This window comes from Burkholderia sp. ABCPW 111, from assembly GCF_000773065.1.
GTDB classification, from domain to species: domain Bacteria; phylum Pseudomonadota; class Gammaproteobacteria; order Burkholderiales; family Burkholderiaceae; genus Burkholderia; species Burkholderia savannae.
The window spans coordinates 26,236-51,024 of sequence record NZ_JPWT01000073.1 but is presented as its reverse complement, the minus strand read 5'-3'; the positions used below and the strand labels follow the sequence as shown (position 1 = coordinate 51,024).

Genomic DNA, 24,789 nt, shown 5'->3' with positions numbered 1-24,789 from the left:
GCGCGTGGCGGCTGGCACTCTTATTGCTCCTGACTGGGAAAGAACCGATTCAGGGAGCTTCACATGGGATTCGTCGGGGTCGAGCGCCGGCGCGTGCGCGTCGCAGAGCCGAATGAGATCGACGGCGAGACGCTGATCGCCGAGGTGGCGTCCGAGCCGCTCGCCGCGCACGGCGGCGCGCCGTCCGACGGAACGCCGCCGCTCACGCTGTACGGCGCATATCAGCAAGGCTTCGCCGACTATCTCGGCGGGCGCGCCAATCCGTATCGGATCGGCAGCCGCCTCGCCGGCATCTGGCACGAAGGGCACGCGGAGGCCGCGTCGAACGACGCGCTCGATTTCGCGGCGCGCGCGCGAGCGTGCTGGGGCGCGCGTGCGGCGGCGAGCCCGATCGCGTTCTTTCGCCGGCGCGGCTAGCGGGCTGCCGAAAGACGGGGGCGCGAGGGGCTCGCACGAAGTTTGGGGGGGGCGCCCCGTCGCCGAAGCCGGGCCCGAAGCCGCACGAGCGGTTTGTCGCGCATGCGGAGAGGGCGACGATTTTCTCCGGCATCCCGCCCGCAGAATCCCGGCAGCGTGCCGGGGCCCGTTCACGCCGATTTCGCGCGAACGGCGGGCTGGCGCGGGCCGCCGGGCGGGTCGAGCGCGAGCGGCTTCGCCGCTCAGCCGAGCGCGCCGCCGCGGGGCAAGCCGGCGAGCGCATGCGTGCGCATCACCTTCCGATACCACAGCGTCCACATCATCAGCGCACCGTAGATCGCGTAGCCGACGAACGGCGCGACCACGAGCACGCGCTCGACCGGCCAGTTCCAGATCATCCACGCGCGCAGCAGATTCTCGGCGACGAGCCCGGTTCCCCAGACGAGCGTCATCAGCCGCATCGCCGACACGAACGCCGGCCGCTCGACCCACAGCGCGTCGATTCGCGCGGCGCCGTCGTGCGCCTCGCGCGCGACCGTCGCCCGCGCGAGATGGAACACGAGCGGCTTGGGCAGCGCGAGCGAGCCGAGGAACGCGACGCCGATCGCGCCGGACGCGAGCGATTCGCGCATCAGCAGCATGCGCGGGCTGCCGCCCGCGAGCGCGGCGGCGATCGACAGCACGATGCCGAACAGCACGACCGCGGACAGCGCGTCGATGCGCCGGAAGCGCGCGAGTTCGATCGCGCTCCAGACGAGCGGCGGTACGGCCGACGCGATCAGGCCGCCCGTCTCGCCCCAGTGCGGCACCGCCGCACGATAGGCGGCCCAGGGGAGCAGCAGGTTCACCGTCAGTTCGGCGACGAGACCGGGGCGTATCTTCATGGCGGCGACGGATTCCGTTGGGTTGGCCGGGGCGCGATCGGCGCGGACCGGGGAGCGGGCGCGGGCGCGCGGCCGGCCGTTCGATTCGCTTCAGGCACTGCGCTTCAGGCACCTCGCTTCGAGCACCTCGCTTCAAGCACCTATCATGCCGGATTTCGCGAGCGTCGAGCGAAACGCGCGCGCAGGGCAAGCGGGCGAAGCGCCGCGCGCGCCGTCCGAGGGGGCGCGGCGCTTCGCCCGCTTGCCGCTACGCGGGCTTGCCCTGCGCCCGGCGCTCGAAGAAGTCGAGCGCATGCTGGCGCGTCGTGATCGGCGCGACGCTCGCGGCCGGATCGTGCCCGTCGCGCCGCGACGTGCCCGTCACGAGGCTTTTCTGCAAATCGTTGAGCGGCGCGGTCGGCGGCGGATGGACGAAGTCGGTCGCCGGCGCGGCGATCGTCGGCAGATCGGTGCGCGGCGTGCTGCGCGTGAAAAGCTGCGCGAGCGTCGGCGCATTCGCGATCCGCGCGCTCTTCAGCATCCTGTCGGGCGGGATGCCGAGCCAGTCGCGCAGCGTCGCGAGGATCGACGTGTGGTCGTACGGGACGTTCGTCGGCGAGCGGAACACGGTGCCCGCCTCGATGTACGGCGACACGACGACGGCCGGCACCCGCACGCCGAAGCGATCGAAGTCGAACGTTTCGTCGCCGGGGGTGCTCGCCGCGTCGGGCGGCGTCGCGTTCGTGGGCGGCCGCACGTGATCGAAGCAGCCGCCGTGCTCGTCGTAGGTCACGACGAGCAGCGTGCGCGGCCAGCCGGGCGATGTGCTGAGCGCCATCCAGATGCCGTGCAGGAATGCGTCGCCCGCGCTCACGTCGTGCGGCGGATGCTGGTCGTTCGGCTCGAACAGGAAGCTCGGCTCGATGAACGCGTACTGCGGGAGCGCGTCGTGCTTGCACGCGGCGACGAAATCCGGGAAGTGCCTGAAGCGATCGGCGTACTTGTCGTCCCACAGCGTCGGAAACATCGTGTGCGTGAGCGACGGCGTGACGAGCGTGTCGCTGTACACCGCCCAGCTCGCGCCGATCGACGACAGCGCGTCGAAGATCGTCGGCACGTTCCATTCGAGCGGATCGGGGATCTCGCCGTTGTTCACGCGCCCGTTCGACGTGCCCGCGTGCGCGAACGCGCGGTTCGGCCAGGTCTGGCTCGGCACCGACGCGAACCAGGCGTCGGACACCGCGTACGCGCGCGCGAGCGCCGTGAGCGTCGGCAACTGCGCGACGCTGTGGCATTGCATCACGTGGCCGGGATCGGTCGTCTGCGTCGTTTCGTAATTGACGACGAAGCCCTGCATCGGCGGCCACGGCGCTTGCGCGTCGCGCGGGCCGAGGATCTGGCTTGTCACGTTGACGAACGTCTCCTGCGGATCGGGAATCACGCTATTCGTTGCTTCGAGCGTGACGGCGATCGGCTTGCCGGACTTCGACGGATTCGACATGCCGGGCTTCAGGCCGTCGAACTGCGGCGAGCTGCGCGCGGGCAGCACGTGCGCGGGCTGCGTGCCGGGCGGGTAGAGCCAGCCGAGCATCGTGTCGAACGAGCGGTTCTCGAACATCACGACGACGACGTGCTCGACGTTTTCCAGGATCTTCGCCACGATCTTCTCCTTTTTATGCGCGGACGGCGTCGCTGGCCGTCGCGCGCCTTGCTTGACGAGCGCAACGGATGGATTAGGTATATCCGATATTTCGGGAAAAACAAGGCGGCGACGAAATCGTCGCCGGCGCGCAATTCCCGCTCCCGCTCCCGCTCGGCGCGGCCGAGCCGGCCGGCGCTGTCGCGACGCCGGCGCGGCGAACGATCCGATCGCCACGCGCGGCGGCGTTTTCGCGGCCGCGCAGGGCCGCGCGGCGATCCGCCCCGCGTCATGCACCGCAGAGCGCTCGGCGCTCGTGAGCGCCGAGCGGACGACGCATCTCAGCGGCGGCGCGGCCCGGCCGCACGAGACGATGCGCGCGGCGCGCGATGGCGCGGGCCTAGCAGGCTGTTGAAAACGACTTTGAGGGGTGCTTGCAGACGGTTTCGCGGGTCGTCTGCCGCTTCCCGAAGTCGCGCGAGCGGCTTGTAGCGCGTTTTACGAGGTCGGAAATTGTCAGCCGTAGTCCTCGCGAGAGAATTTCAGCAGCCTGCTAGCGGTGTTCGCGCCGCAGCCGCGCGATCGCCTGCCACGCGCAGCCGGCCGTCGTGCCCGCGATGCCGAGCATGACGATGAGCACGCCGAGCCCGAAGCCGGGCGGCATCTCGCCGGAATCGGACGGAAACGGCTTCGCGAGCAGCGCGCACGCCGTGCCGCCCGCGATCAGCGCCGCGCACGCGAGCCAGTACCCGCGCCCGCGCGTTCGCGCGAACGCGCCGCGCAGCGACCAGCCGAGGCCGAACAGATACAGCAGCGCGAGCGCGCCGAGCCCGGTCCATTCGGCGAATGTCGTCGCGCCGGCTGCGGCGGCGAGCGTGGCGGGAGCGGTCATCGGAGCGGCACCTCTTCACCTCTACGGGGCGGGAAAATCGGAAAGACCGGCTATCTTAGCGAATCGCGCGGAGCGCGCGCGGGACGCGCGCCTTGCCCCTGTCCCGCGCGCGGCTACGCCAGCGGAATCGTCGCAGCGTGTCTAGAATCGACGCTTTCCGACCGACGAGGAGCAGCACGATGAATTTGGAGTTCGTAGCCCCCGCATCCGCATCCGCGGCCGCCACAGCCGCGGTCACCGCAACGGACCCTGCCGCGCTTGCCGGGCGGCTCGACCGCGTGTTCGCGACGGCGCTCGCCGAGCGGCGCATCGTCGGCGCGGTCGCGCTCGTCGCGCGCGATGGCGAAGTCGTCTATCGGCGCGCGCACGGGTTCGCGGAGCGAGAAACGCGGCGGCCGATGCGCGAGGACACGCTGTTTCGCCTGTCGTCGATCACCAAGCCGATCGTCACCGCCGCGGTACTGCGCCTCGTCGCCGACGGCCGGATGGCGCTCGACGCGCCGATCACGCGCTGGCTGCCGGCGTTCGCGCCGAAGCTGCCCGACGGCCGCGCGCCCGCGCTGACCGTGCATCAATTGCTCGCGCACACGGCGGGGCTCAGCTACGGGCTGCTCGAAGAGCCCGGCTCGATCTATCACGCGCTCGGCATTTCCGACGGCATCGATCTCGTCGACTTCGATCTCGAGGAGAACCTGCGGCGCATCGCGGCCGCGCCGCTCGCGTTCGAGCCGGGCAGCGCATGGCGCTATTCGCTCGCGCTCGACGTGCTCGGCGCGGCGATCGAGCGCGCGACCGGGCTCGAGCTGCCCGACGCGGTCGCGCAGCTCGTCACGACGCCGCTCGGGATGCTCGACACGGGCTTCGTCGCGGCCGATCCCGCGCGCTTCGCGGTGGCGTACGCGAACGCCGCGCCGGAACCCGCGCGGATCACCGACAACCTCGACGTGCCGCTGCCCGACGGGCAAGGCGTCGCGGTGCGCTTCGCGCCGTCGCGGGCGTTCGACGCGTCGGCGTTTCCGTCGGGCGGCGCGGGCATGTACGGCAGCGCCGACGACGTGCTGCGCATGCTCGAGACGATCCGCACGGGCGGCGACGGCTTCCTGCCCGCCGCGCTCGTCGACGCGATGCGCACCGATCACACGGGGCCGGCCGCCGAGACGCGCGGCCCCGGCTGGGGCTTCGGCTACGGCGGCGCGGTGCTGTCCGATCCGGCGCTCGCGCAGTCGCCGCAAAGCGCGGGGACGCTGCAATGGGGCGGCGTCTACGGGCATTCCTGGTTCGTCGACGCGGCGCGCGGGCTTACCGTGCTGCTGATGACGAACACCGCGTATGAAGGGATGTCGGGGCCGTTGACGGTCGAGGTGCGCGACGCGGTTTACGGCGGGTGATTCGCGGCCGGCCTTTGCGGTGCGCGCGGCGCGAAGAAGGACGGCGCTTGGCCTCGCGGCGGCGGGCGCGGGCGGCGTCGGCGGTCCGGGCGGTCTGGAAGGTCCGTGCGGCGGCGGCTTGGGCCGCCGCACGGGGGCGAACGCATCGCGGCGACGCTGACGCACTCGCGCGCCGCGCCGAGTCGCGTCAAACGGAACCGAGCCGAGCGGGCCGACCCGAGCCGAGCCGAGCCAAACCGGGCCAAACCGGGCCAAACCGAACCGGGCCGGGCCGAACTGAGCTGAACTGAGCTGAACTGAGCCGCCCCGAACCGAACCGAACCGAACCGAACCGAACCGAACCGAACCGAACCGAACCGAACCGATCCGCGCCGCCCGCTCGCTCGCCTGCGCCCGCCGCCGGAGCCGCCCGCGTCCGTCGGCGCACGCGCCGCGCGAGCCCTTCTCCGGCGACGCGGCTTACCGCGGCGGCTGGCCTTCCGGCCCCGCATGCTCGGGCGCGCGATTGAGCAGATGCGTGCGCGTGTCCGCCGCGAGCGACACGTAGCGCTCGTACTGCCGCAGCACGTCGGCGATGATCTCGTCGCCGCGCAGATACTCGATGTCGTAGCCGAGCCGCCCGTCCGCGAAGAACGTCAGCACCTCGTACACGTGCTCGCGCTGCGGCTCGGGCTCGGCCGCCTCGCGGATTCGGAACGCGGGCGCGGACTTGCGCGACACCCGCGCGCCGTACACAAAGTCGCGCTGCGCGGGCGCGGGCACCGTGAGGCGCACCGCATCGTCGTCGTCGCGCGCGACGTGCGCGTCGACGCCGCCCGCCTTCAATTCGTCCGCGACCTTGCGCAGCGCGGGCTCGACTGTCCGCTCAACGAACTGTCGCGCCTCGGCGTCGGTCGTCTGCCGCAGGATATGCGACAGGCGGTGCCGCCAGTGCTGGCCGGTCCAGAAGCTCGTCGCGGGCGCCATGTCCTGCGAGTAGTGCGCGTGGTCGGCCTTCAGGCCGCGCCAGAGCCCGTAGCAGAGCGCGAGCATCACGAGCGCGACGGGCAGCGCGGCGACGAGCGTGAGCGCCTGCAGCGCCTTCAGTCCGCCCGTGACGAGCAGCACCGAGGCCGTCACGCCGAGCACCGCCGCCCAGAAGAGCCGCTGCCACACGGGTGAATGCGCGGCGCCGCGCGTCGCGATCGCGTCGATCACGAACGCGCCCGAATCAGCCGACGTCACGAAGAACACCGCGATCAGCACGATCGCCGCGATCGACAGCAGCCGCGTGAGCGGCAGGTAGTCGAAGAAGCGGAACAGCAGCGCGTCGACGTTGGATGCGGTCTGCGCGAGCGCGCCCGCGGCCGCGTGCGTGTCGAGCCAGATCGCGCTGTTGCCGAACGCGGTCATCCAGACGAGGTTGAACGCGGTCGGCACGAGCAGCACGCCGATCACGAACTCGCGGATCGTGCGGCCGCGCGAGATGCGCGCGATGAACATCCCGACGAACGGCGACCACGACACCCACCACGCCCAGTAGAGCAGCGTCCAGCCGCCGAACCAGCCTTGCTCGTTCGGCGTCTCGTACGCGTACGTGCGAAACGACAGCGACACGAGCTTCGACAGATATTCGCCGAGGTTGTCGCCCATCGCGCGCAGCAGGAACGACGTCGGCCCCGCGACGACGACGAACGCGAGCAGCGCGAACGCGAGCATCAGGTTCAGCTCGGACAGCCGGCGCACGCCCTTGTCGAGCCCGCTCGCGGCGGAGAGCCCGGCGAGCGCGACGACGACCGCGACGAGGCCGACGCGGAACGCATCGCTGCCGGTGTCCCAGCCGGCGACCGTATGCAGGCCCGCGCTCAGCTGCAGCACGCCGTAGCCGAGCGTCACCGCGATCCCGGCGAGCGTGCCGACGAGCGCGAACGCGTCGACCGCGTGGCCGATCCAGCCGTTCACGCCGTCGCGCAGCACCGGATAAAGCCCCGAGCGCAGCGTGAGCGGCAGGTTGTAGCGAAAGCCGAAATACGCGAGCACGAGGCCCATCACGCCGTACGTCGCCCACGCGTGCAGGCCCCAGTGGAAGAACGACATCAGCATCGCCTCCCGCGCGGCGGCGGGCGTGCCGCCCGCGGCCGTCGGCGGCGACAGGTAATGCTGGATCGGCTCGCCGACGCCGAAGTACATGAGGCCGATGCCCATGCCGGCCGCGAACAGCATCGCGGTCCACGACACGAAGCTGAATTCGGGCTCGGCGTCGTCCGGGCCGAGCTTGATGTTGCCGAAGCGGCTCGCCGCGATCAGCACGAGGAAGATCAGGAAGGTCGTGATCGCGAGCACGTAGAACCAGTCGAAGCGCGTGACGATCCACTGCTGGCCGGCGCCGAAGAGCGCGCCGGCTTCGCTCGGCCGCAGCGCGCAGGCAGCGAGCAGCGCGCCGATCGCGGCGAGCGACGGCACGACGACTTGCGGCTTGAGCGTCGTGCGCGGCGTAGGTCGGGATGAGGGCATGAGCGGATCTCCGGAAAAAGGACGCGTCGCGGGGCGCGCGCCGCGGCGGCCGAGCCCGGCATGGGGACGATGTGGACGGCGCGGAGGCGGCGGCGCGCGCGAGGCGCGGGGTGGAGGGGCTGCAACGGCGAGGATGCAGGCCGAAACTGACGAATTGTAAGCTATTCGATGAAGTTGCCTGACAATGCGCGCGCGGATCGCGCCGCGCGCCCTGTGGCGCGGGCTGGCGGCGCTCGCCCGGAGGCAGTGCAAACCCCGATGAAAATTTATTTTTTCTCTTCTTCCTATTGTGTAAATTTACTTTCATCAATCAGCGCATCGTCCCGACCGCCGAATGTCCAGTTCCAGCCCGACCGTCACACCGCTCGACGCCGAACCGTCGATCGCCGCGCGCATCGCCGCCGCGCTGCCGTCGCTCACGCCGATCCATCGGCGCATGGGCGAGTACGTGCTCGCGAATCCGTTCCGCGCGGCGACGATGCGGATCGACGAGCTCGCGAACGCGGTCGACGCATCGATCGCCACCGCGAACCGCTTCGCGCGCGCGCTCGGCTTCGACGGCTATCCGGCGCTGCGCGCGGCGCTCGTGCGCGGCTTCGAGGCGACGCTCGCGCCCGTCGAGCGGCTGCGCTCCGCGCAGGAGCGCGAAGCGGGCGCGCGCGGCGGCGAGCTGATCGACGCGAGCTTCGAGCAGGCGCTCGCGAACCTCGATCGCACGCGCGGGCGGCTCGATCGCGCGAACGTCGAGGCGGCCGTCGATTCGCTGCTCGCCGCGCGCCGGATCTTCCTCGTCGGGATGGGCGCGAGCGCGTTTCTCGCCGGGCTGATGGAGCACGGGCTGTCCGTGTATCGCGACAACGTGCACTCGCTCGCGCTGCTCGGCGGCCCGACCGACGCCGCGCGGCGCCTGTTCAACGCGCGCGGCGACGATCTCGTCGTCGCGATCGCGTTTCCGCGCTACGTGCACGACACGATCGAGCTCGCGCGCCGCGCGGCCGAACGCGGCGCGCCGGTGCTCGCGATCACCGACGGGCCCGACTCGCCGATCGCGCCGTTCGCCACGCGCGCGCTCTTCGTGCACGCGGAGCGCCGGCTCGCGGCGACGTCCGAGGCCGCGGTGCTCGCGTTGCTCGAGGCGCTGATCGACGCGGTCGCGCATCGCTCGCAGCGCTCCGCGCGCGCGGCCGCCGAAGTGACCGAATTCATGCTGCCGTGGCTCGAGGCGCGGGGCGCGTGCGTCGCGCCGCCGCGCCCGCCGCGCCGTTCCAGGAAAACCGACCGATGACTTCACCCTCAACCGCAATCGTTGCGATTCACGGCGGCGCAGGCACGATCCTGCGTCAGGCAATGACAGCCGACGCCGAAGCGCAGTACCGCGCCGAGCTGAACGCGATCCTCGCCGCCGCGCAGAAGGTGCTCGCCGAGGGCGGCAGCGCGCTCGACGCGGTCAGCGTCGCCGTGCGGATGCTCGAGGATTGCCCGCTCTTCAACGCAGGGCGCGGGGCCGTCTACACGGCCGACGGCACGCACGAGCTCGACGCCGCGATCATGGACGGCGCGACGCTGAAAGCGGGCGCGATCTGCTGCGCGACGCGCGTGCGCAACCCGGTGCTCGCCGCGCGGCGCGTGCTCGAGGCGAGCGAGCACGTGATGTTCGCCGGCGCGGGCGCCGACGCGTTCGCGGCCGCGCAGGGGCTCGAGCTCGCGGAGCCGGGCTACTTCGACACCGAGTTCCGCCGCGCGCAGTGGTTGAAGGCGCGGCAGGCGGCGGGCGCGATGCTCGATCACGACGCGGCGACGGCGTTCGCGTCCGGCGACGGCAACGGTAACGGCAACGGTAACGGCAACGGCGCCGTCGCGTTCGCGCCGCAGCCGCTCGATCCGGACCGCAAGCACGGCACGGTCGGCGCGGTCGCGCGCGATCTGCACGGCCATCTCGCCGCGGCGACGTCGACGGGCGGGATCACGAACAAGCAGCCGGGGCGCGTCGGCGACACGCCGATCATCGGCGCGGGCTGCTACGCGAACGACGCGACGTGCGCGGTGTCGTCGACGGGCACGGGCGAGATGTTCATTCGCCTCGCGACCGCGTATGACGTGTCCGCGCAGATCGAATACCGCGGCGCGTCGCTCGCGTCGGCCGCGTACGACGTCGTGATGAACAAGCTGCCGCGGATCGCGGGGCGCGGCGGCGTCATCGCGATCGACGCGCGCGGCAACCTCGCGATGCCGTTCAACACCGAGGGGATGTACCGCGGCTACGCGCGCGTCGGCGAGGCGCCCGTGACCGCGATCTACCGCGAGGAGGCGGCGTGACGCCGCCAGCCGCGCAGACACAGGAGAGCCGGAAGATGAGCGCGAGCCGAACCGCCCCGAGCCTGCGCGAGCAGCGCGTGCTCGAAGTCGACGGGCTGTCCGTCACGTTCCGCCGCGAGGGCGCCGCGTTCGAGGCGGTGCGCGGGCTGTCGTTCCACGTCGATCGCGGCGAGACGCTCGCGATCGTCGGCGAATCGGGCTCCGGCAAATCGGTGACGTCGCTCGCGCTGATGCGCCTCGTCGAGCACGGCGGCGGCGCGATCACGGGCGGCGGGATCGCGCTGCGCCGGCGCAACGGCGCGACGCTCGATCTCGTGCGCGCGTCGCCGTCGGCGCTGCGCAGCGTGCGCGGCGCGGACGTGGCGATGATCTTCCAGGAGCCGATGACGTCGCTCAATCCGGTTTTCACGGTCGGCGACCAGATCAGCGAGGCGATCGCGCTGCACCAGAACAAGAACGCGGGCGAAGCGCGTGCGGAGGCGCTGCGCCTGCTCGATCTCGTGCGCATTCCCGAGGCGCGCCGCGTGTTTGCGCGCCATCCGCATCAGCTCTCGGGCGGGATGCGGCAGCGCGTGATGATCGCGATGGCGCTGTCGTGCCGGCCGGCGCTGCTGATCGCCGACGAGCCGACCACCGCGCTCGACGTGACGATCCAGGCGCAGATCCTTCAATTGATCCGCGGGCTGCAGGACGAGATGGACATGGGCGTGATTTTCATCACGCACGACATGGGCGTCGTCGCGGAAGTCGCCGATCGCGTGCTCGTCATGTATCGCGGCGAGAAGGTCGAGGAGGGCGCGTCCGATGCGATCTTCGCCGCGCCGTCGCATCCGTACACGAAGGCGCTGCTCGCGGCGGTGCCGCGGCTCGGCTCGATGCAGGGCACCGACGCGCCCGCGAAATTCCCGCTGCTGCGCTTCGATCCGGTCACGGGCGATGCGGTCGTCGTCGAGAACGGCGACGCCGCGCCCGCGTCGGGCGACGCGGCATCCGCATCCGCATCGGTTGGTTCGGTTGCCCCGGTTGCTTCGCTTGATTCTGCCGCATCGACCGCTACAACCGCTACAACCGCTGCAACCGCATCGACCGCATCGACCGCATCGACCGCCGCGCCGGCGGCGCACGCGCGCGCCGCCGGCGCTTTCGCGCAGCCCGCGATCGATCCGGCGTCGCCGCCGCTGCTGCGCGTGCGCGACCTCGTCACGCGCTTTCCGGTCAAGAGCGGCGCGTTCGGCCGCGTGTCGCAATACGTGCACGCGGTCGAGCGCGTGAGCTTCGAGCTGCGCGCGGGCGAGACGCTCGCGCTCGTCGGCGAATCCGGCTGCGGCAAGTCGACGACGGGCCGCTCGCTGCTGCGCCTCGTCGACAGCCTGAGCGGCTCGATCGAATTCGAGGGGCGCGAGATCGGCGCGCTGAAGGGCCGCGCGCTGCAGGCGCTGCGCCGCAACATCCAGTTCATCTTTCAGGACCCGTTCGCGTCGCTGAATCCGCGCCTGACAGTCGGCTTCTCGATCATGGAGCCGCTCCTCGTGCACGGCGTCGCGAGCGGCAAGGCGGCGCAGGCGCGCGTCGACTGGCTGCTCGAGCGCGTCGGCCTGCCCGCCGACGCCGCGCGCCGCTATCCGCACGAATTCTCCGGCGGCCAGCGCCAGCGGATCGCGATCGCGCGCGCGCTCGCGCTGAACCCGAAGGTCGTGATCGCCGACGAATCGGTGTCGGCGCTCGACGTATCGGTGCAGGCGCAGATCGTCAACCTGATGCTCGACCTGCAGCGCGAGCTCGGCGTCGCGTATCTGTTCATCTCGCACGACATGGCGGTCGTCGAGCGGATCAGCCATCGCGTCGCGGTGATGTACCTCGGGCAGATCGTCGAGATCGGCCCGCGCCGCGCGGTGTTCGAGACGCCGCGCCATCCGTACACGAAGAAGCTGATGAGCGCGGTGCCGATCGCCGATCCCGCGCGCCGACACGCGCAGCGCACGCTGCCCGCCGACGAGCTGCCGAGCCCGATCCGCGCGATCGGCGACGAGCCCGTCGTCGCGCCGCTCGTCGCGGTCGGGCCGGACCACTTCGTCGCCGAGCATCGGGTCGGCGGCGCGTATTGAGGAGGCGCGGCGCAGCGCGGGCGCGAAATGGGCGAGCCGCGCGGCGCATGCATGGCGCGCGAGCGCCGCAGGCGAACGCGGCGCGAGCGCGCGATGTGCGAATGCGATACGCAATTGCGGCACGCGCATGCAAAACGCAGATGCAAAACGCAGATGCAAAACGCAGATGCAATACGCAGACGCAATACGCGAGCGCGATGCGCCCGCGGGACGAAGCAAACGCCGCGCGCGCGATGCGCGAGCGGCATCGAATCAGCAGAGGAAGTCGAGAAGAGCGCAGCAAGCCGATGACGCGAGGCCCCGGACCATCCGCACGAAACCCGGCCCCGCCGAACGACGCCAGCAGGACCACACGAACCCAGTCACACGCACTTACGAAGCATCGCCAAGGAGCCCACCCATGACTACGCCGCATTCGTTCTTGCCGTTCTCGCCGCGCGCGCTTTTCGTCGCCTGCGCGGGCGTGATCGCGATGTCGTCCGCGTCGCTCGCGTTCGCCGAGCGGGCCGCGGTGATGGCCGTCGATTCGACGTTCACCACGCTCGATCCGTACGATTCGAACGACACGCTGTCGCAGGCGGTGTCGAAATCGTTCTACCAAGGCCTGTTCGGCTTCGACAAGGACATGAAGCTCGTGAACGTGCTCGCGACCGGCTACGACGCGAGCGCCGACGCGAAGGTCTACACGATCAAGCTGCGCCAGGGCGTGAAATTCCAGGACGGCACCGATTTCAACGCGACCGCGGTGAAGGCGAACTTCGACCGCGTGACCGATCCGGCGAACAAGCTCAAGCGCTACAACCTGTTCCGCCGGATCGCGAAGACGGAAGTCGTCGATCCGTACACGGTGAAGGTCACGCTGACCGAGCCGTTCTCGGCGTTCGTCAACGTGCTCGCGCATCCGTCGGCCGTGATGATCTCGCCCGCCGCGCTGAAGAAGTACGGGCGCGACATCGGGCTGCACCCCGTCGGCACCGGCCCGTTCGAGTTTGTCGAATGGAAGCAGACCGACGACCTGAAGGTGAAGAAGTTCGCCGGCTACTGGAAGCCCGGCTATCCGAAGATCGACGCGATCGACTGGAAGCCCGTCGTCGACAACAACACGCGCGCCGCGCTGATGAAGACGGGCGAAGCCGATTTCGCGTTCCGCATTCCGTTCGAGCAGACGGCGGACCTGAAGGCGAGCCCGAAAGTCGACGTGATCGAGCGCACGTCGATCATCCAGCGCTACGTGAGCCTGAACGTGATGCAAAAGCCGTTCGACAATCCGAAGGTTCGCGAGGCGCTCAACTACGCGGTCAACAAGGACGCGCTCGCGAAGGTCGCGTTCTCGGGCAACGCGACGCCCGCGGCCGGCATCGTGCCGCAGGGCGTCGACTACGCGGTGAAGCTCGGCCCGTGGCCGTATGATCCGGCCAAGGCGCGCGCGCTGCTGAAGGAGGCGGGCTACCCGAACGGCTTCGAGACGACGCTCTGGTCCGCGTACAACAACTCGACCTCGCAGAAGGCGATCCAGTTCGTCCAGCAGCAGCTCGCGCAGGTGGGCGTGAAGGCGCAGGTGCAGGCGCTCGAGGCGGGCGAGCGGGTCGCGAAGGTCGAAAGCGCGCAGGACCCGGCGAAGGCGCCCGTGCGGATGTACTACACCGGCTGGTCCGCGTCGACGGGCGAATCCGACTGGGCGATCTCGCCGCTGCTCGCGTCGTCGTCGGTTCCGCCGAAGCTCATGAACACCGCGTACTACAAGAACGACGCGGTCGACGACGATCTCGCGAAGGCGTTGCAAACCACCGACCGCGCGAAGAAGGCGACGCTCTACGGCGATGCGCAAAAGCGCATCTGGGCCGACGCGCCGTGGATTCCGCTCGTGCAGGAGAAGATCGTCTATGCGCGCAGCAAGCGCCTGCAGGGCGCTTACGTGATGCCGGACGGCTCGTTCAACTTCGACGAGATCGCGATCAAGTGACGCGACGCGGCCCGGGCGGCCCGCCGGATCGGCGCGATTGCGCCGAATCCGCCGATCCGCGCGCATCGGGCGTAGGCGGCGCGCGGCCCGTCGGCGCGCCGCATCGAGAGGCAAGCGCATGCTGAATTTTCTGGTCAAACGATTGTTCGGGCTCCTGCCGACGCTGCTGAGCGTCGCGGTGCTCGTGTTCCTGTTCGTGCACCTGCTGCCGGGCGACCCCGCTCGGCTCGCGGCGGGGCCGGAGGCGGACGACGCGACGGTCGCGCTCGTGCGCGCCGATCTCGGCCTCGACAAGCCGCTGCCCGCGCAGTTCGCGAACTTCTTCGCGCGGATCGCGCACGGCGACTTCGGCACGTCGACGCGCAGCAAGCGGCCCGTCGCGACCGAGATCGGCGAGCGCTTCATGCCGACGCTGTCGCTGACCGTCGTCAGCATGGCCTGGGCGACGCTCTTCGGCATGGGGATCGGCATCGCGTCGGCCGTGTGGCGCAACCGCTGGCCGGACCGCGTCGGGATGACGCTCGCGGTGTCGGGCATCTCGTTTCCGGCGTTCGCGCTCGGGATGCTGCTGATGGAAGTGTTCTCGGTGAAGCTCGGCTGGCTGCCCGTGGTGCCGGACGGCTCGTGGAGAAGCTACGTGCTGCCGTCGCTCACGCTCGGCGCGGCCGTGGCCGCGGTGATGGCGCGCTTCACGCGCGCGTCGTTCGTCGAGGTGCTGCACGAGGATTTCGTGCGCACCGCGCGCGCGAAGGGCGTGCGCGAGCCGGTGGTCGTGCTCAAGCACTGCCTGCGCAACGCGATGATTCCGGTCGTCACGATGATGGGGCTGCAGTTCGGCTTCCTGCTCGGGGGCTCGATCGTCGTCGAGGCGGTGTTCAACTGGCCGGGGCTCGGCCGCCTGCTCGTCGATGCGGTGACGATGCGCGACTACCCGGTGATCCAGGCGATCGTGCTGCTGTTCTCGCTCGAGTTCATCCTGATCAACCTGACCGTCGACGTGCTGTACGCGGTCATCAACCCGACGATCCGTTTCAAGTGAGGCGAGCATGAACGCGACTGTTCCTACCACCCCGGCCGCCGCGCCGGCCGCGATCCGCACGCCGTGGAGCGAGTTTTGGCGCAAGTTCAGAAAGCAGCACGTCGCGCTCGCGGCGGGGGCGTTCGTGCTGCTGCTCGTCGCCGTCGCGATCGTCGGCCCGCATTTCGTGCCGTACGACCCGGAGAACTATTTCGACTACGACGCGTTGAACGCGGGGCCGTCGGCCGCGCACTGGTTCGGCGTCGATTCGCTCGGCCGCGACATCTTCAGCCGGATCGTCGCGGGCGCGCGGATCTCGCTCGCCGCGGGCTTCTTCTCGGTCGCGCTCGGCGCGGCGATCGGCACGTTCTTCGGCCTGCTGGCCGGCTACTACGAAGGCTGGTGGGACCGCGCGACGATGCGCGTCGCCGACGTGCTGTTCGCGTTCCCGGGCATCCTGCTCGCGATCGGCGTGGTCGCGATCCTCGGCAACGGGATGGTCAACGTGATCTGCGCGGTCGCCGTGTTCAGCGTGCCCGCGTTCGCGCGGCTCGTGCGCGGCAACACGCTCGCGCTCAAGCAGATGACCTACGTCGAGGCCGCGCGCAGCATCGGCGCGTCCGACCGCACGATCATCATGCGCCACATCCTGCCGGGCACGGTGTCGTCGGTCGTCGTCTATTTCACGATGCGCATCGGCACGTCGATCATCACCGCCGCGAGCCTGTCGTTCCTCGGCCTCGGCGCGCAGCCGCCGACGCCCGAGTGGGGCGCGATGCTCAACGAGGCGCGCGCGGACATGGTGAACGCGCCGCACGTCGCGCTTTTTCCGAGCATCGCGATCTTCCTGACCGTGCTCGCGTTCAACCTGCTCGGCGACGGGCTGCGCGACGCGCTCGACCCGAAGCTGGAGCGGCGCTGATGGGCGCGCACGCAGCGGGCGGGCCGGACGCGGCGGGCGGCGTGAACGTGACGCGCGCAGCGGATCGGGCGGACGCCGCGCCGCACGTCGGCGCGCTGCCGGCGGGGCCGCTTTGCAGCATCGCCGACGTCGCGGGCGTGACGGTCGGCCACGCGACGCTCGATTCGGGCGGCGTGCAGACGGGCGTGAGCGTCGTGCGGCCGCACGCGGGCGACGTCTATCGCGACAAGGTGCCCGCCGCCGCGGCGGTGATCAACGGCTTCGGCAAGAGCGTCGGGCTCGTGCAGCTCGACGAGCTCGGCGTGCTCGAGACGCCGCTCGCGCTGACGAACACGTTCGGCGTGGCGGCGCTCGCGCACGCGCAGATCCGCGCGGCCATCGATGCGAATCCGCAGATCGGCCGCGCGTGGCCGACCGTCAATCCGCTCGTGTTCGAATGCAACGACGGCTATCTGAACGATCAGCACGCGTTCGCGGTGACGCCCGAGCACTACGCGCAGGCGCTTGCCGACGCGCGGCCCGGGTTCGCGCGCGGCGCGGTCGGCGCGGGGCGCGGGATGTCGTGCTTCGACCTGAAGGGCGGAATCGGCTCGGCGTCGCGCGTCGCGCGCGCGGCGGGCGAATCGTGGACGGTGGGCGCGCTCGTGCTCGCGAACTTCGGCCGGCTGCCGATGCTGACGATCGACGGCGTGCCGGTCGGGCGGATGATCGCCGCGCGGGACGCGGGCGGCGCGCAGGCGGCGGCCGGCGCGCAGGGCGCGGGCGCGGCGCGGGACGAGGCCGGCACCGGCGGCACCGGCGGCACGGGCGGCATGGGCCGCGCCGGCGACGCGGCGCACGATGCGGGTGACTGCGCGAATGCCCGCGCGAACAGCAAAGCGGCCGGCGGCCTCGCGCCCGACGCCGCCGCTGCGCGGCCGGATGCGCCGCCGCCCGAGCAGGGCTCGATCATCATGCTCGTCGCGACCGACGCGCCGCTGTCGTCGCGGCAGCTGAGGCGCGTCGCGCTGCGCGCGGCCGCGGGCCTCGCGCGCACGGGCTCGGTGTACGGCCACGGCAGCGGCGACATCGCGCTCGCGTTCTCGACCGCGTACACGGTGCCGCACGACGCCGAGCGCATCGCGCTGCCGGCGCTCGTCGCCGACGCCGCGCTCGATCCGCTCTTCGCGGCCGCGGCCGACAGCGTCGAGCAGGCGATCGTCGACGCGCTGTGGCGCGCGACGAGCGTCGTGGGCCGCGACGGCCACGCGCGCCGCGCGCTGCGCGACGCCGCGCCGGAAGTCGAACGATGGATGCGCGCATCGCGCGAGGCAAACCGATGAAAGTGCTGATTTCGACCGATATCGAAGGGGTGGCGGGCGTCGTGAGCGCCGAGCAGACGCGCGCCGGCAATCCCGAATACGAGCGCGCGCGCCGCTGGATGACGGCGGAGGCGAACGCGGCAGTCGAAGGCGCGTTCGCGGGCGGCGCGACGCGCGTGTGGGTCAACGATTCGCACGGCGGCTTTCGCAACCTGCTGCCCGACGGCATCGACGCCCGCGCGCGCGTCGTGCTCGGCAAGCCGCGCACGCTCGGGATGATGGCGGGCCTCGAAGCCGGGCCCGATCTCGTGTTCATGATCGGCTTTCACGCGAAGGCGGGCACACGCGGGCTGCTCGCGCACACGATCAACAGCGGCGCGTTCGCGCGCGTGCTGCTCGACGGGCGCGAAGCCGGCGAGGCCGGGCTCTACGGCGCGCTCGCGCACGAATACGGCGCGCACGTGGCGCTGCTGTCCGGCGACGACGTGTTTGTCGACGAGACGCGGCCGCTCTTTCCGGCCGCGCGCTTCGTGACCGTCAAGGAGGCGACGGGATTCGCGAGTGGCGCGTCGATGACGCCCGCCGCCGCGTGCGCGGCGATCGGCGTCGCGGCGCGGCAGGCGGTCGAGCAGGCGCGCGAGGTCGCGCACCTGGCGCGCCCGCACGCGCCGCGCGCGGCGGCCTGCGAGCTGCGCGCACAGACCGTCGCGGCCGCCGATCTCTTCTGCCAGTGGCCGTCGCTCGAGCGCGTCGACGCGCTCACGCTGCGGTTCGCCGCGCCGTCGATCGAGCACGTCGTGCGAACGTTGAACTGCCTGTCGGCGATGTCGTTCATGCTGCGCTGAGCGGCGCGCGTCACGCATGCCGCCGCCTTGCGGCGCGGTGTGACGCGACGTGAAGCGAGGTGAGGCGAGACGAAGACGAAGCGCGCGCCGTCGGCGGTGCGCGAACTCGCACGCCGGTGCCGAACGGTTGCGCGGTTCGCGTCGCGCTCAGACGTCGAAGAACACCGTCTCCCGCTCGCCCTGCATGCGGATGTCGAAGCGATAAACGGTCACGCCGTTCGCCTGCGCGTCGCGCTTCGCGATCAGCGTCGCGCGGCGCTCGGCCGGCACGGTGTTCAGCGCCGCGTCGGCTTCGTTCGCGGCCGCTTCGTCGTCGAAGTAGATCCGCGTGAACGCATGCGTGAGAATGCCGCGCATCATCACGGTCACGTCGACGTGCGGCGCGTCCGTCTCCGACGTGCGCGCCGGTTTCACCGTTCGCACGACGAAGCGGTTCTGCGCGTCGGTGCCGGTGCCGACGCGCGCGAAGCCGTTGAAGCCGCGCTGCGCGGCGTCGTCGCGCGACGTCGGATAGCGGCCCTCGCCGTCGACTTGCGTGAATTCGAGCACCGCGTCGCCGACGGCGTTGCCGTCGCCGTCGATCACGCGGCCGACGAGCAGGATGTGCTCGCCTGCCGCGTCGGGCGTCGCGATCTCGGGCGTGAAGAGGCTCTTCAGATCGAAGTTGTACTGCTGCGGGCAGAGGCCGTACGCGAAGTACGGGCCGACGGTTTGCGAAGGGGTCTGTTTCGGCGTCGTCATGTTCAGCGCTCCGTCGGGGTGGCGTCGCGGCCGCGCAACACGATGTCGAATTCGTAGCCGAGCGCGAAGCCTTCTTCGGTCGTGCCGATCGAGAAGCGCGAGATCAGGCGATCGCGCGCATCCTCGGGCGTGCCCTGGAAGATCGGGTCGAGCGCGAGGAGCGGATCGCCCGGGAAATACATCTGCGTGACGAGCCGCGAGCCGAAATAGTCGCCGAACAGCGAGAAATGGATGTGGTTCGGCCGCCACGCGTTCGGATGATTGCCCCACGGATATGCGCCCGGCTTGATCGTGAGGAAGCGGTAGCGGCCGTTCTCGTCGGTGAGGCACCGGCCCGCGCCGAGGAAGTTCGGATCGAGCGGCGCGTCGTGCTGATCGACCTTGTGCACGTAGCGGCCCGCGGCGTTCGCCTGCCAGACCTCGACGAGCGTGTTGCGCACCGGCTTGCCGCCTTCGTCGAGCACGCGGCCCGTGACGATGATCCGCTCGCCGAGCGGCTCGCCGTTCTTCGCCGCGTTCTTCGTCAGGTCGTGGTCGAGCGGGCCGAGGTCGCCCGCGCCATAGACGGGCGCGTGCTGGTTGCGCAGCTTTTCCTTCAGCGGGATCAGCGGCTGCGTCGGGCCGCGCTTCACCGACGAGCGGTACGGCGGATGAATGTACGCGGGATGCGACGGCCAGTCGCGCGGCGCGAGCGTCGAGGAATCCATCGGGATCGTCTCCGGGTTGATGGTTGTCAAGGCGGGATGGAGGGACTTTAGCTAATCCGGAAAGTTATGCAAAATGATGTTTTATCGCTAATCGTATAACCAGACGTTATGCAACACCGGATTGCCGACGGCCGGGTCAAGTTCCGGCACCTGCAGTGCTTTCTCGCGGTCGCGCAGTTCGGCAGCGTGCAGAAGGCCGCGCAAAGCCTGTCGATCACGCAGCCGGCCGTGTCGAAGACGATCGCCGAGCTCGAGTCGATCCTCGGCGTGAAGCTGTTCGAGCGCGGCCGTCAGGGCGCGCGGCCGACGCGCGAGGGGCAACTGTTCATTCCGCACGCGAGCGCGTGCGTGCTCGCGCTGCGGCAGGGCGTCGGGCTCCTCGCGCGCGAGGGCGGCGGCGCGGCCGCGACGCTCGAGATCGGGATGTTGCCGACCGTCGCCGCGTCGCTCGCACCCGCCGTCTTGCAGGCGCTCGCGAGCGAATGGCCGCGCGCGGTCGTGCGGATCGCGACCGTCGCGAACGCCGAGCTGCTCGAACGGCTGAAGGCGGGCGCGATCGAGTGCGCGATCGGGCGGCTGTCGGAGCCGGAGCGGATGGTCGGGCTGTCGTTCGAGCACCTGTACAACGAGCCGCTCGTCGCGGTCGTGCGCGCGGGCCATCCGCTCGCGGCGAGCGCCGCGCCCGCCGCGCAGCTCGCGCGCCATCCGGTCGTGCTGCCGCCGTACGGCACGATGATTCGCCAGGCGGCCGAGCAACTGCTGAGCGCGTGCGGCGCGCCGCCGCTCGAATCGTTCGTCGAGGTGCTGTCGGTGTCGGTCGCGCGCGCGCTCGCGCTCGAGAACGACGCGGTGTGGTTCGTGCCGCGTTACGCGGCCGAATACGATCTCGCGGCGGGCACGCTCGTGCGGCTCGCGCTGCCCGTCGAGGGCGCGGACGAGCCGGTCGGGCTGATCCTGCGCACCGATGCGCAGCTCTCGCCCGTCGCGCGCTCGCTGATCGAGGCCGTGCGGGCGGTCGCGCGGCGGCGGCTCGGCGCGGCGGGCGGGCGAAGTCGCCGCGACGGGCAGGGTGCGCCGAAGCGGGCGCGCGGCACGCGAAAGCGCGGGGCGTGACGCGCGACGTCCATCCGCTCATTCCATGCCGAGCTTGCCGAAATCGAATCGCTCCGCCGACAGCAGGAAGCCGCTCGATTTCTTGCCCGGCGCCGCGCCCTTGATCTGGCATTGCTTGAAGAACGACACGTACGTGTTCTGATTGAACTCGCTGTCCGGCGCCGGCTCGACGTAGCGCACCCATAGCTCGAGCGTGTCCTTGTTCGGCATCGCGATGAAGTGCCCGGCATCGCGCATCTTGCTGACGTAGGCGCTCGACATCCACCACGCGTACGCGGTCCGGCTGCGCATCAGCTCGCCGCGCGTATCGACGAACAGCACGCATGCGAGCGCCGAATTGGGCGTCGCGCAGATCAGCTCGAGATCGGCCGGCTTGATCGAGAAATAGCCTTCCCAGCTCGGCCGCTCGCCTTTTTGCTTCGGTGGTGCGATCGGCGCGGCCTGGCGGCTCTTGACCTGCACGTAGATCGGCGTTTCCGGCGCGTTGCGATCGACCGGCTTCGGCGCGTCGTCGAGCCGCGACAGATGCCGGTACGCGCGCGTCACGACGAGATCGAAGCCTTTGTCGATCGGCAGCTTGAACGCCTCCATGTTGTGGCGGAAGCACTCGGACATGATGTAGTGCTCGCCCGCCGCGCCGATGTAGAGCAGTTCGGTGGGAATGGACGACGATGATTTGGCGTGGGTCATGGCGAACAGGATGGGTGGGCCGCTAGGCCGGCAACGGCGTGTTGCGATTCGAATGCGTTCGGCGTCGACGTTTCGGTTTTTGACACGAACGACGTGCCCGGCCGCGCGCGTCGTTCGGCCCGCGCTCGCGCTCGCGCGTGACGCAGAATTATGACGAACGGGACCGCGCGCGCAAGCGCATCCGCATCGACGAAGCGTGACGAAGCGCGACGCAGCGCGGCGAAGGCGCCATGCCCGGCCGCGCGGGCATGGTGGAATCGATCGCGTGATCGCGCGTGACGTGGGCGTTATCGGCGTCGATCCGGCATTCTTGAGCGCTTTCCGGCGACGTGAATCGAATCGCCGCGCGCAAAGTCAACATCGCGCCGAACGTCCGATAAAATGGCCGCTCGTCGCGTTCCGCGACGTCGATTCGAAATGTCCCCGATCGATTGGCCCGTGTCGCCGATTCGGCGCGCCGAGGCGCTTCGCGGTCGGAATATTCCGATTCTTCCGGCACGGCGGCGCGCGATCGCGCGTCGTCCCGATGCGCGCCGCGCGGCGCGCTTCGGGGCAATGGCCGGCGATCTTTTCCGTGACGAAGCGCGTCGCGCTCATCTAGACAAGCATGAAATCGATACATGCCGGCTTGCGCGGACGGCGAGGACCGTCACACCGGATGCCGCTCGGCTACATGGTGATCGCCGGCGCGGTGGCGGTCGCGATCGTCATGATGTCCATCTGCGCGGCCATCCTGCGCGACAGCCGCGACGACGCGTTCGAGCACGCGCAAGGCGCCGCGCGCAACACGCTGCAGATGATCGCGCGCGACGTCACGCGCGGCTTTCACCTGTACGACGAGACTCTCGCGCGCATCGCCGCGCAGCTCGGCGACAGCAGGATCGCCGCGCTGCCCGCCGACTTGCGCCGCTCGGTCCTGTTCGATTCCGCGGCGGCCGCGAGGGAGGCCGGCACGCTGTACGTGCTCGACGCGCACGGGCGCGTGCAGCTCGCATCGGCGAACGGGCCGCTGCCCACGGCGAGCTTCGCGTCGTACGACTTCTTCGCCGCGCTGCGCGACGCGCCGAGGCCCGGAACGTATCTGAGCGGGCCGTACCGCCTGCCGTCGCGCGACGGCGAGCCGTGCGTCGCGCTGTCGCACCGCGTCGAGCGCGCGGACGGCTCGTTCGCGGGCGTCGTCTTGCTCGCGGTGCGCCTCGCGTACTTTCAGCAGTTGCTGGCGGCGGCCGATGCGGGCCCGCACGGCGCGATCCTGCTGATTCACGCGGACGGGCGCATCGTGATGCGGATTCCGTTCGACGAGAAATTCATCGGCCTCGACCTGAGCGGGACGAGCATCTACACGCGCGCGCAATTCGGCCGCTCGGGCGAGTTCTTCGACGCCGGGCCGATCGATCACGTGAAGCGCTTCTACCTGTATCGGCGGCTCGACGAAATTCCGCTGATCGTGCAGGTGGCGATCGCCGAAGACGACATCTACGAGACGTGGCGCGCTCGTGCGTGGCGCTTCGGCGTGCTGACGGGCGTGTTCGCGCTGATCTTCGTCCTGATGAGCGCGTATCTCGCGCATTCGCTGTGGCGCAAGTCGACGGCCGAAGCGGCGCTCGCACGGCTCGCGGGCACCGACAGCCTCACGGGGCTGCACAACCGGCGCGCGCTCGACGAGACGCTCGAGCGCGAATGGCGGCGCGCGGTGTACGGCGAGCGTCCGCTCGCGATCCTGTTCGTCGACATCGATCGCTTCAAGCGCTACAACGACACGTACGGGCACCGCGTCGGCGATGAGGTGCTCGCGACCGTGTCGCGCTGCATCGCGCAGCAGGCGGCGCGGCTCGGCGACGTCGTCGCGCGATACGGGGGCGAGGAGTTCGTCGTCGTGCTGCCGGACACGCCGCGCGGCGGCGCGCTCGTCGTCGCCGAGCGCGTGCGGCTCGGCGTGCGGATGCTCGGGATCGAGCACGAAGGGTCGGAAGTCGGGTTCGTGACGGTCAGCGTCGGCGTCGCGGTGTGGCAGCCGGACGGCGCGCCCGCGCCGCGCGTCGCGGCGATCGTCGAGGCGGCCGATCGCGCGCTCTATCAGGCGAAGGCGAGCGGGCGCAATCGCGTCGTCGACGTCGGGCTCGGATGAGGCGGCCGGCAATGGGCGGCTTCGGGGCGCTCGGCGCGTGCGCCGGCGGTTTCGGGCGATTTCGGCGGCCTAGGGCGGTTGGGGGGATCGGATGGCTCGAACGACTCGGATGACGTGAGCGAAGCGCGCGACACGAACGACGCGAACAACGCGAACGACACGAACGACACGAACGACACGAACAACGCGAACAACGCGAACAACGCGAACAACGCGAACAACGCGAACAACGCGAACAACGCGAACGTCTCGAATGATTCGAAGGACACGGCCGACATGAACGAAGCGAACGATGCGACCGTCGCGAGCAGCCCAAACGACTTGACCGGCGACAACGCGGTCGCCCCATAATTGCCGCCCGCCGCCCGCCGCCCGCCGCCCGCCGCCCGCCGCCCGCCGCCCGCCGCCCGCCGCCTCCCCGAATTCGCCCGCCGCCTGACGGCCCGACACGCAAATCCCGCGCATCACCGCAACACGACGGCGCGCCCGCCGGACATAGAATGGCCTTTCCCGACACGCGAAAGGTGCGCGATGAGCGAACGACAATGGAGCGCGGTGGACGATTTCCTCTGCGATCAGCTCGCGCCGTCCGATCCGGCGCTGGACGCGGCGCTCGCGTCGAGCCGGGCGGCCGGCCTGCCCGCCATCAACGTCACCGCGAATCAGGGCAAGTTCCTGAACCTGCTCGCGACGATCCGCGGCGCACGCCGGATTCTCGAGCTCGGCACGCTCGGCGGCTACAGCACGATCTGGCTCGCGCGGGCGCTGCCGCCGGGCGGCGTGCTGCTCACGCTCGAGGCCAATCCGGACTACGCGGCGCTCGCACGCGAGAACATCGCGCGCGCGGGGCTGGCGAACGTCGTGACGGTCGTCGCCGGCCGCGCGAAGGACAGCCTCGAGCGGCTGATCGCCGAGCGGGCCGAGCCGTTCGATCTGATCTTCGTCGACGCCGACAAGGACAACTATCCGCAATACCTGCCGCTCGCGGTCGCGCTGTCCCGCGCGGGGACGGTGATCGTCACCGACAACGTCGTGCGGCAGGGGCGCGTCGCGGATCGGCGCAACCACGATCCGGACGCGATCGGCGTGCGCGAATACTTCCGCCTGATCGCCGCGCATCCGCGCCTGTCGACGACCGCGCTGCAGACCGTCGGCTCGAAAGGCTGGGACGGTTTCGCGCTGACCGTCGTGACGGCATAGGCCAAAGCGCGTCGACGGCGTGCGAACGAGCGCCTCACGGAATTCGGC

Annotated in this window: 21 protein-coding genes and 1 pseudogene; 14 read left to right on the top strand and 8 right to left on the bottom strand. The window is 70.6% G+C overall.

All coding sequences use genetic code 11. From position 1 onward, the window contains the following. Positions 1-63: 63 nt before the first annotated feature. A complete protein-coding gene (locus tag X946_RS16530; protein ID WP_038749525.1) occupies positions 64-417 on the top strand; it encodes a hypothetical protein in 354 nt (117 codons plus the stop codon). A gap of 242 nt (positions 418-659) precedes the next feature. Here X946_RS16530 and X946_RS16525 read toward each other — a convergent pair whose 3' ends face one another. From X946_RS16525 to X946_RS16515, 3 genes are all read right to left on the bottom strand, one after another. Beyond that, positions 660-1,301 carry a VC0807 family protein gene (locus X946_RS16525; protein WP_038749523.1) on the bottom strand — a complete coding sequence of 214 codons (642 nt, stop codon included), beginning with the start codon at positions 1,299-1,301 and terminating at the stop codon, positions 660-662. A gap of 247 nt (positions 1,302-1,548) precedes the next feature. Next, positions 1,549-2,940: an alkaline phosphatase family protein gene (locus X946_RS16520; RefSeq protein ID WP_038749520.1), complete on the bottom strand. Its 1,392-nt coding sequence runs from the start codon at positions 2,938-2,940 to the stop codon at positions 1,549-1,551. Between the two features lie 532 nt (positions 2,941-3,472). After that, positions 3,473-3,811, bottom strand: a complete 339-nt coding sequence (locus X946_RS16515; RefSeq protein ID WP_038749518.1) for a hypothetical protein — start codon at positions 3,809-3,811, stop codon at positions 3,473-3,475. A gap of 179 nt (positions 3,812-3,990) precedes the next feature. On the opposite strand from X946_RS16515, the gene X946_RS16510 reads away from it, so the two are divergent. Beyond that, the gene (locus X946_RS16510; RefSeq protein ID WP_038749515.1) at positions 3,991-5,199 is read left to right on the top strand and encodes a serine hydrolase domain-containing protein; all 1,209 of its coding nucleotides are present in this window, start codon (positions 3,991-3,993) and stop codon (positions 5,197-5,199) included. A 459-nt stretch (positions 5,200-5,658) separates the two neighbouring features. Here X946_RS16510 and X946_RS16505 read toward each other — a convergent pair whose 3' ends face one another. Next, positions 5,659-7,692: a BCCT family transporter gene (locus X946_RS16505; RefSeq protein WP_038749513.1), complete on the bottom strand. Its 2,034-nt coding sequence runs from the start codon at positions 7,690-7,692 to the stop codon at positions 5,659-5,661. Between the two features lie 334 nt (positions 7,693-8,026). On the opposite strand from X946_RS16505, the gene X946_RS16500 reads away from it, so the two are divergent. The 8 genes from X946_RS16500 (at position 8,027) to X946_RS16465 (ending at position 18,162) form a co-directional block, all read left to right on the top strand. After that, on the top strand, positions 8,027-8,977 hold the full coding sequence (locus X946_RS16500; RefSeq protein WP_038749510.1) for a MurR/RpiR family transcriptional regulator: 951 nt from the start codon (positions 8,027-8,029) through the stop codon (positions 8,975-8,977). Next, positions 8,974-10,008 (top strand): isoaspartyl peptidase/L-asparaginase family protein, encoded by a 1,035-nt coding sequence (locus X946_RS16495; protein ID WP_038749549.1) that lies wholly within the window; start codon positions 8,974-8,976, stop codon positions 10,006-10,008. Before X946_RS16500 ends, X946_RS16495 begins: the two co-directional genes overlap by 4 nt. A gap of 35 nt (positions 10,009-10,043) precedes the next feature. Beyond that, on the top strand, positions 10,044-12,113 hold the full coding sequence (locus X946_RS16490; protein ID WP_038749546.1) for a dipeptide ABC transporter ATP-binding protein: 2,070 nt from the start codon (positions 10,044-10,046) through the stop codon (positions 12,111-12,113). A gap of 400 nt (positions 12,114-12,513) precedes the next feature. Beyond that, complete coding sequence (gene gsiB, locus X946_RS16485) at positions 12,514-14,076, top strand: glutathione ABC transporter substrate-binding protein GsiB (RefSeq protein ID WP_038749507.1); 1,563 nt, start codon at positions 12,514-12,516, stop codon at positions 14,074-14,076. Between the two features lie 118 nt (positions 14,077-14,194). Continuing rightward, positions 14,195-15,115 carry a glutathione ABC transporter permease GsiC gene (gene gsiC / locus X946_RS16480; protein ID WP_038749504.1) on the top strand — a complete coding sequence of 307 codons (921 nt, stop codon included), beginning with the start codon at positions 14,195-14,197 and terminating at the stop codon, positions 15,113-15,115. A 7-nt stretch (positions 15,116-15,122) separates the two neighbouring features. Continuing rightward, positions 15,123-16,016 carry a glutathione ABC transporter permease GsiD gene (gene gsiD / locus X946_RS16475; protein WP_038749502.1) on the top strand — a complete coding sequence of 298 codons (894 nt, stop codon included), beginning with the start codon at positions 15,123-15,125 and terminating at the stop codon, positions 16,014-16,016. After that, on the top strand, positions 16,016-17,338 hold the full coding sequence (locus X946_RS16470) for a DmpA family aminopeptidase (protein ID WP_038749499.1): 1,323 nt from the start codon (positions 16,016-16,018) through the stop codon (positions 17,336-17,338). The genes gsiD and X946_RS16470 overlap by 1 nt, the downstream gene beginning before the upstream one ends. Next, positions 17,335-18,162, top strand: coding sequence for a M55 family metallopeptidase (locus X946_RS16465; protein WP_038749543.1), 828 nt, complete (start codon positions 17,335-17,337; stop codon positions 18,160-18,162). Before X946_RS16470 ends, X946_RS16465 begins: the two co-directional genes overlap by 4 nt. Positions 18,163-18,309: 147 nt before the next feature. On the opposite strand, the gene pcaG is transcribed toward X946_RS16465, so the two are convergent. Together pcaG and pcaH are read right to left on the bottom strand one after the other, a co-directional pair. Next, the gene (pcaG, locus tag X946_RS16460) at positions 18,310-18,903 is read right to left on the bottom strand and encodes a protocatechuate 3,4-dioxygenase subunit alpha (RefSeq protein WP_038749496.1); all 594 of its coding nucleotides are present in this window, start codon (positions 18,901-18,903) and stop codon (positions 18,310-18,312) included. 2 nt (positions 18,904-18,905) lie between these two features. Next, positions 18,906-19,610 (bottom strand): protocatechuate 3,4-dioxygenase subunit beta, encoded by a 705-nt coding sequence (pcaH, locus tag X946_RS16455; RefSeq protein ID WP_038749493.1) that lies wholly within the window; start codon positions 19,608-19,610, stop codon positions 18,906-18,908. Positions 19,611-19,718: 108 nt separating this feature from the next. Between pcaH and pcaQ the strand changes: the two genes are divergently transcribed. Beyond that, positions 19,719-20,723, top strand: a complete 1,005-nt coding sequence (gene pcaQ / locus X946_RS16450; RefSeq protein ID WP_038749490.1) for a pca operon transcription factor PcaQ — start codon at positions 19,719-19,721, stop codon at positions 20,721-20,723. Positions 20,724-20,741: 18 nt separating this feature from the next. Here the strand turns inward: pcaQ and X946_RS16445 are convergent, their stop codons facing one another. Further along, the gene (locus tag X946_RS16445) at positions 20,742-21,413 is read right to left on the bottom strand and encodes a hypothetical protein (RefSeq protein WP_038749487.1); all 672 of its coding nucleotides are present in this window, start codon (positions 21,411-21,413) and stop codon (positions 20,742-20,744) included. Positions 21,414-21,700: 287 nt separating this feature from the next. Beyond that, positions 21,701-22,035, bottom strand: a pseudogene (locus tag X946_RS36880) (hydrolase). A gap of 36 nt (positions 22,036-22,071) precedes the next feature. On the opposite strand from X946_RS36880, the gene X946_RS16430 reads away from it, so the two are divergent. From X946_RS16430 to X946_RS16420, 3 genes are all read left to right on the top strand, one after another. Then, positions 22,072-23,541 (top strand): GGDEF domain-containing protein, encoded by a 1,470-nt coding sequence (locus X946_RS16430; protein WP_038749479.1) that lies wholly within the window; start codon positions 22,072-22,074, stop codon positions 23,539-23,541. A gap of 114 nt (positions 23,542-23,655) precedes the next feature. Beyond that, entirely contained in the window at positions 23,656-23,892 is a 237-nt protein-coding gene (locus X946_RS16425; protein ID WP_152611727.1) for a hypothetical protein, read from the top strand. A gap of 180 nt (positions 23,893-24,072) precedes the next feature. Beyond that, entirely contained in the window at positions 24,073-24,741 is a 669-nt protein-coding gene (locus tag X946_RS16420; protein ID WP_038749474.1) for an O-methyltransferase, read from the top strand. Positions 24,742-24,789: the final 48 nt, after the last annotated feature.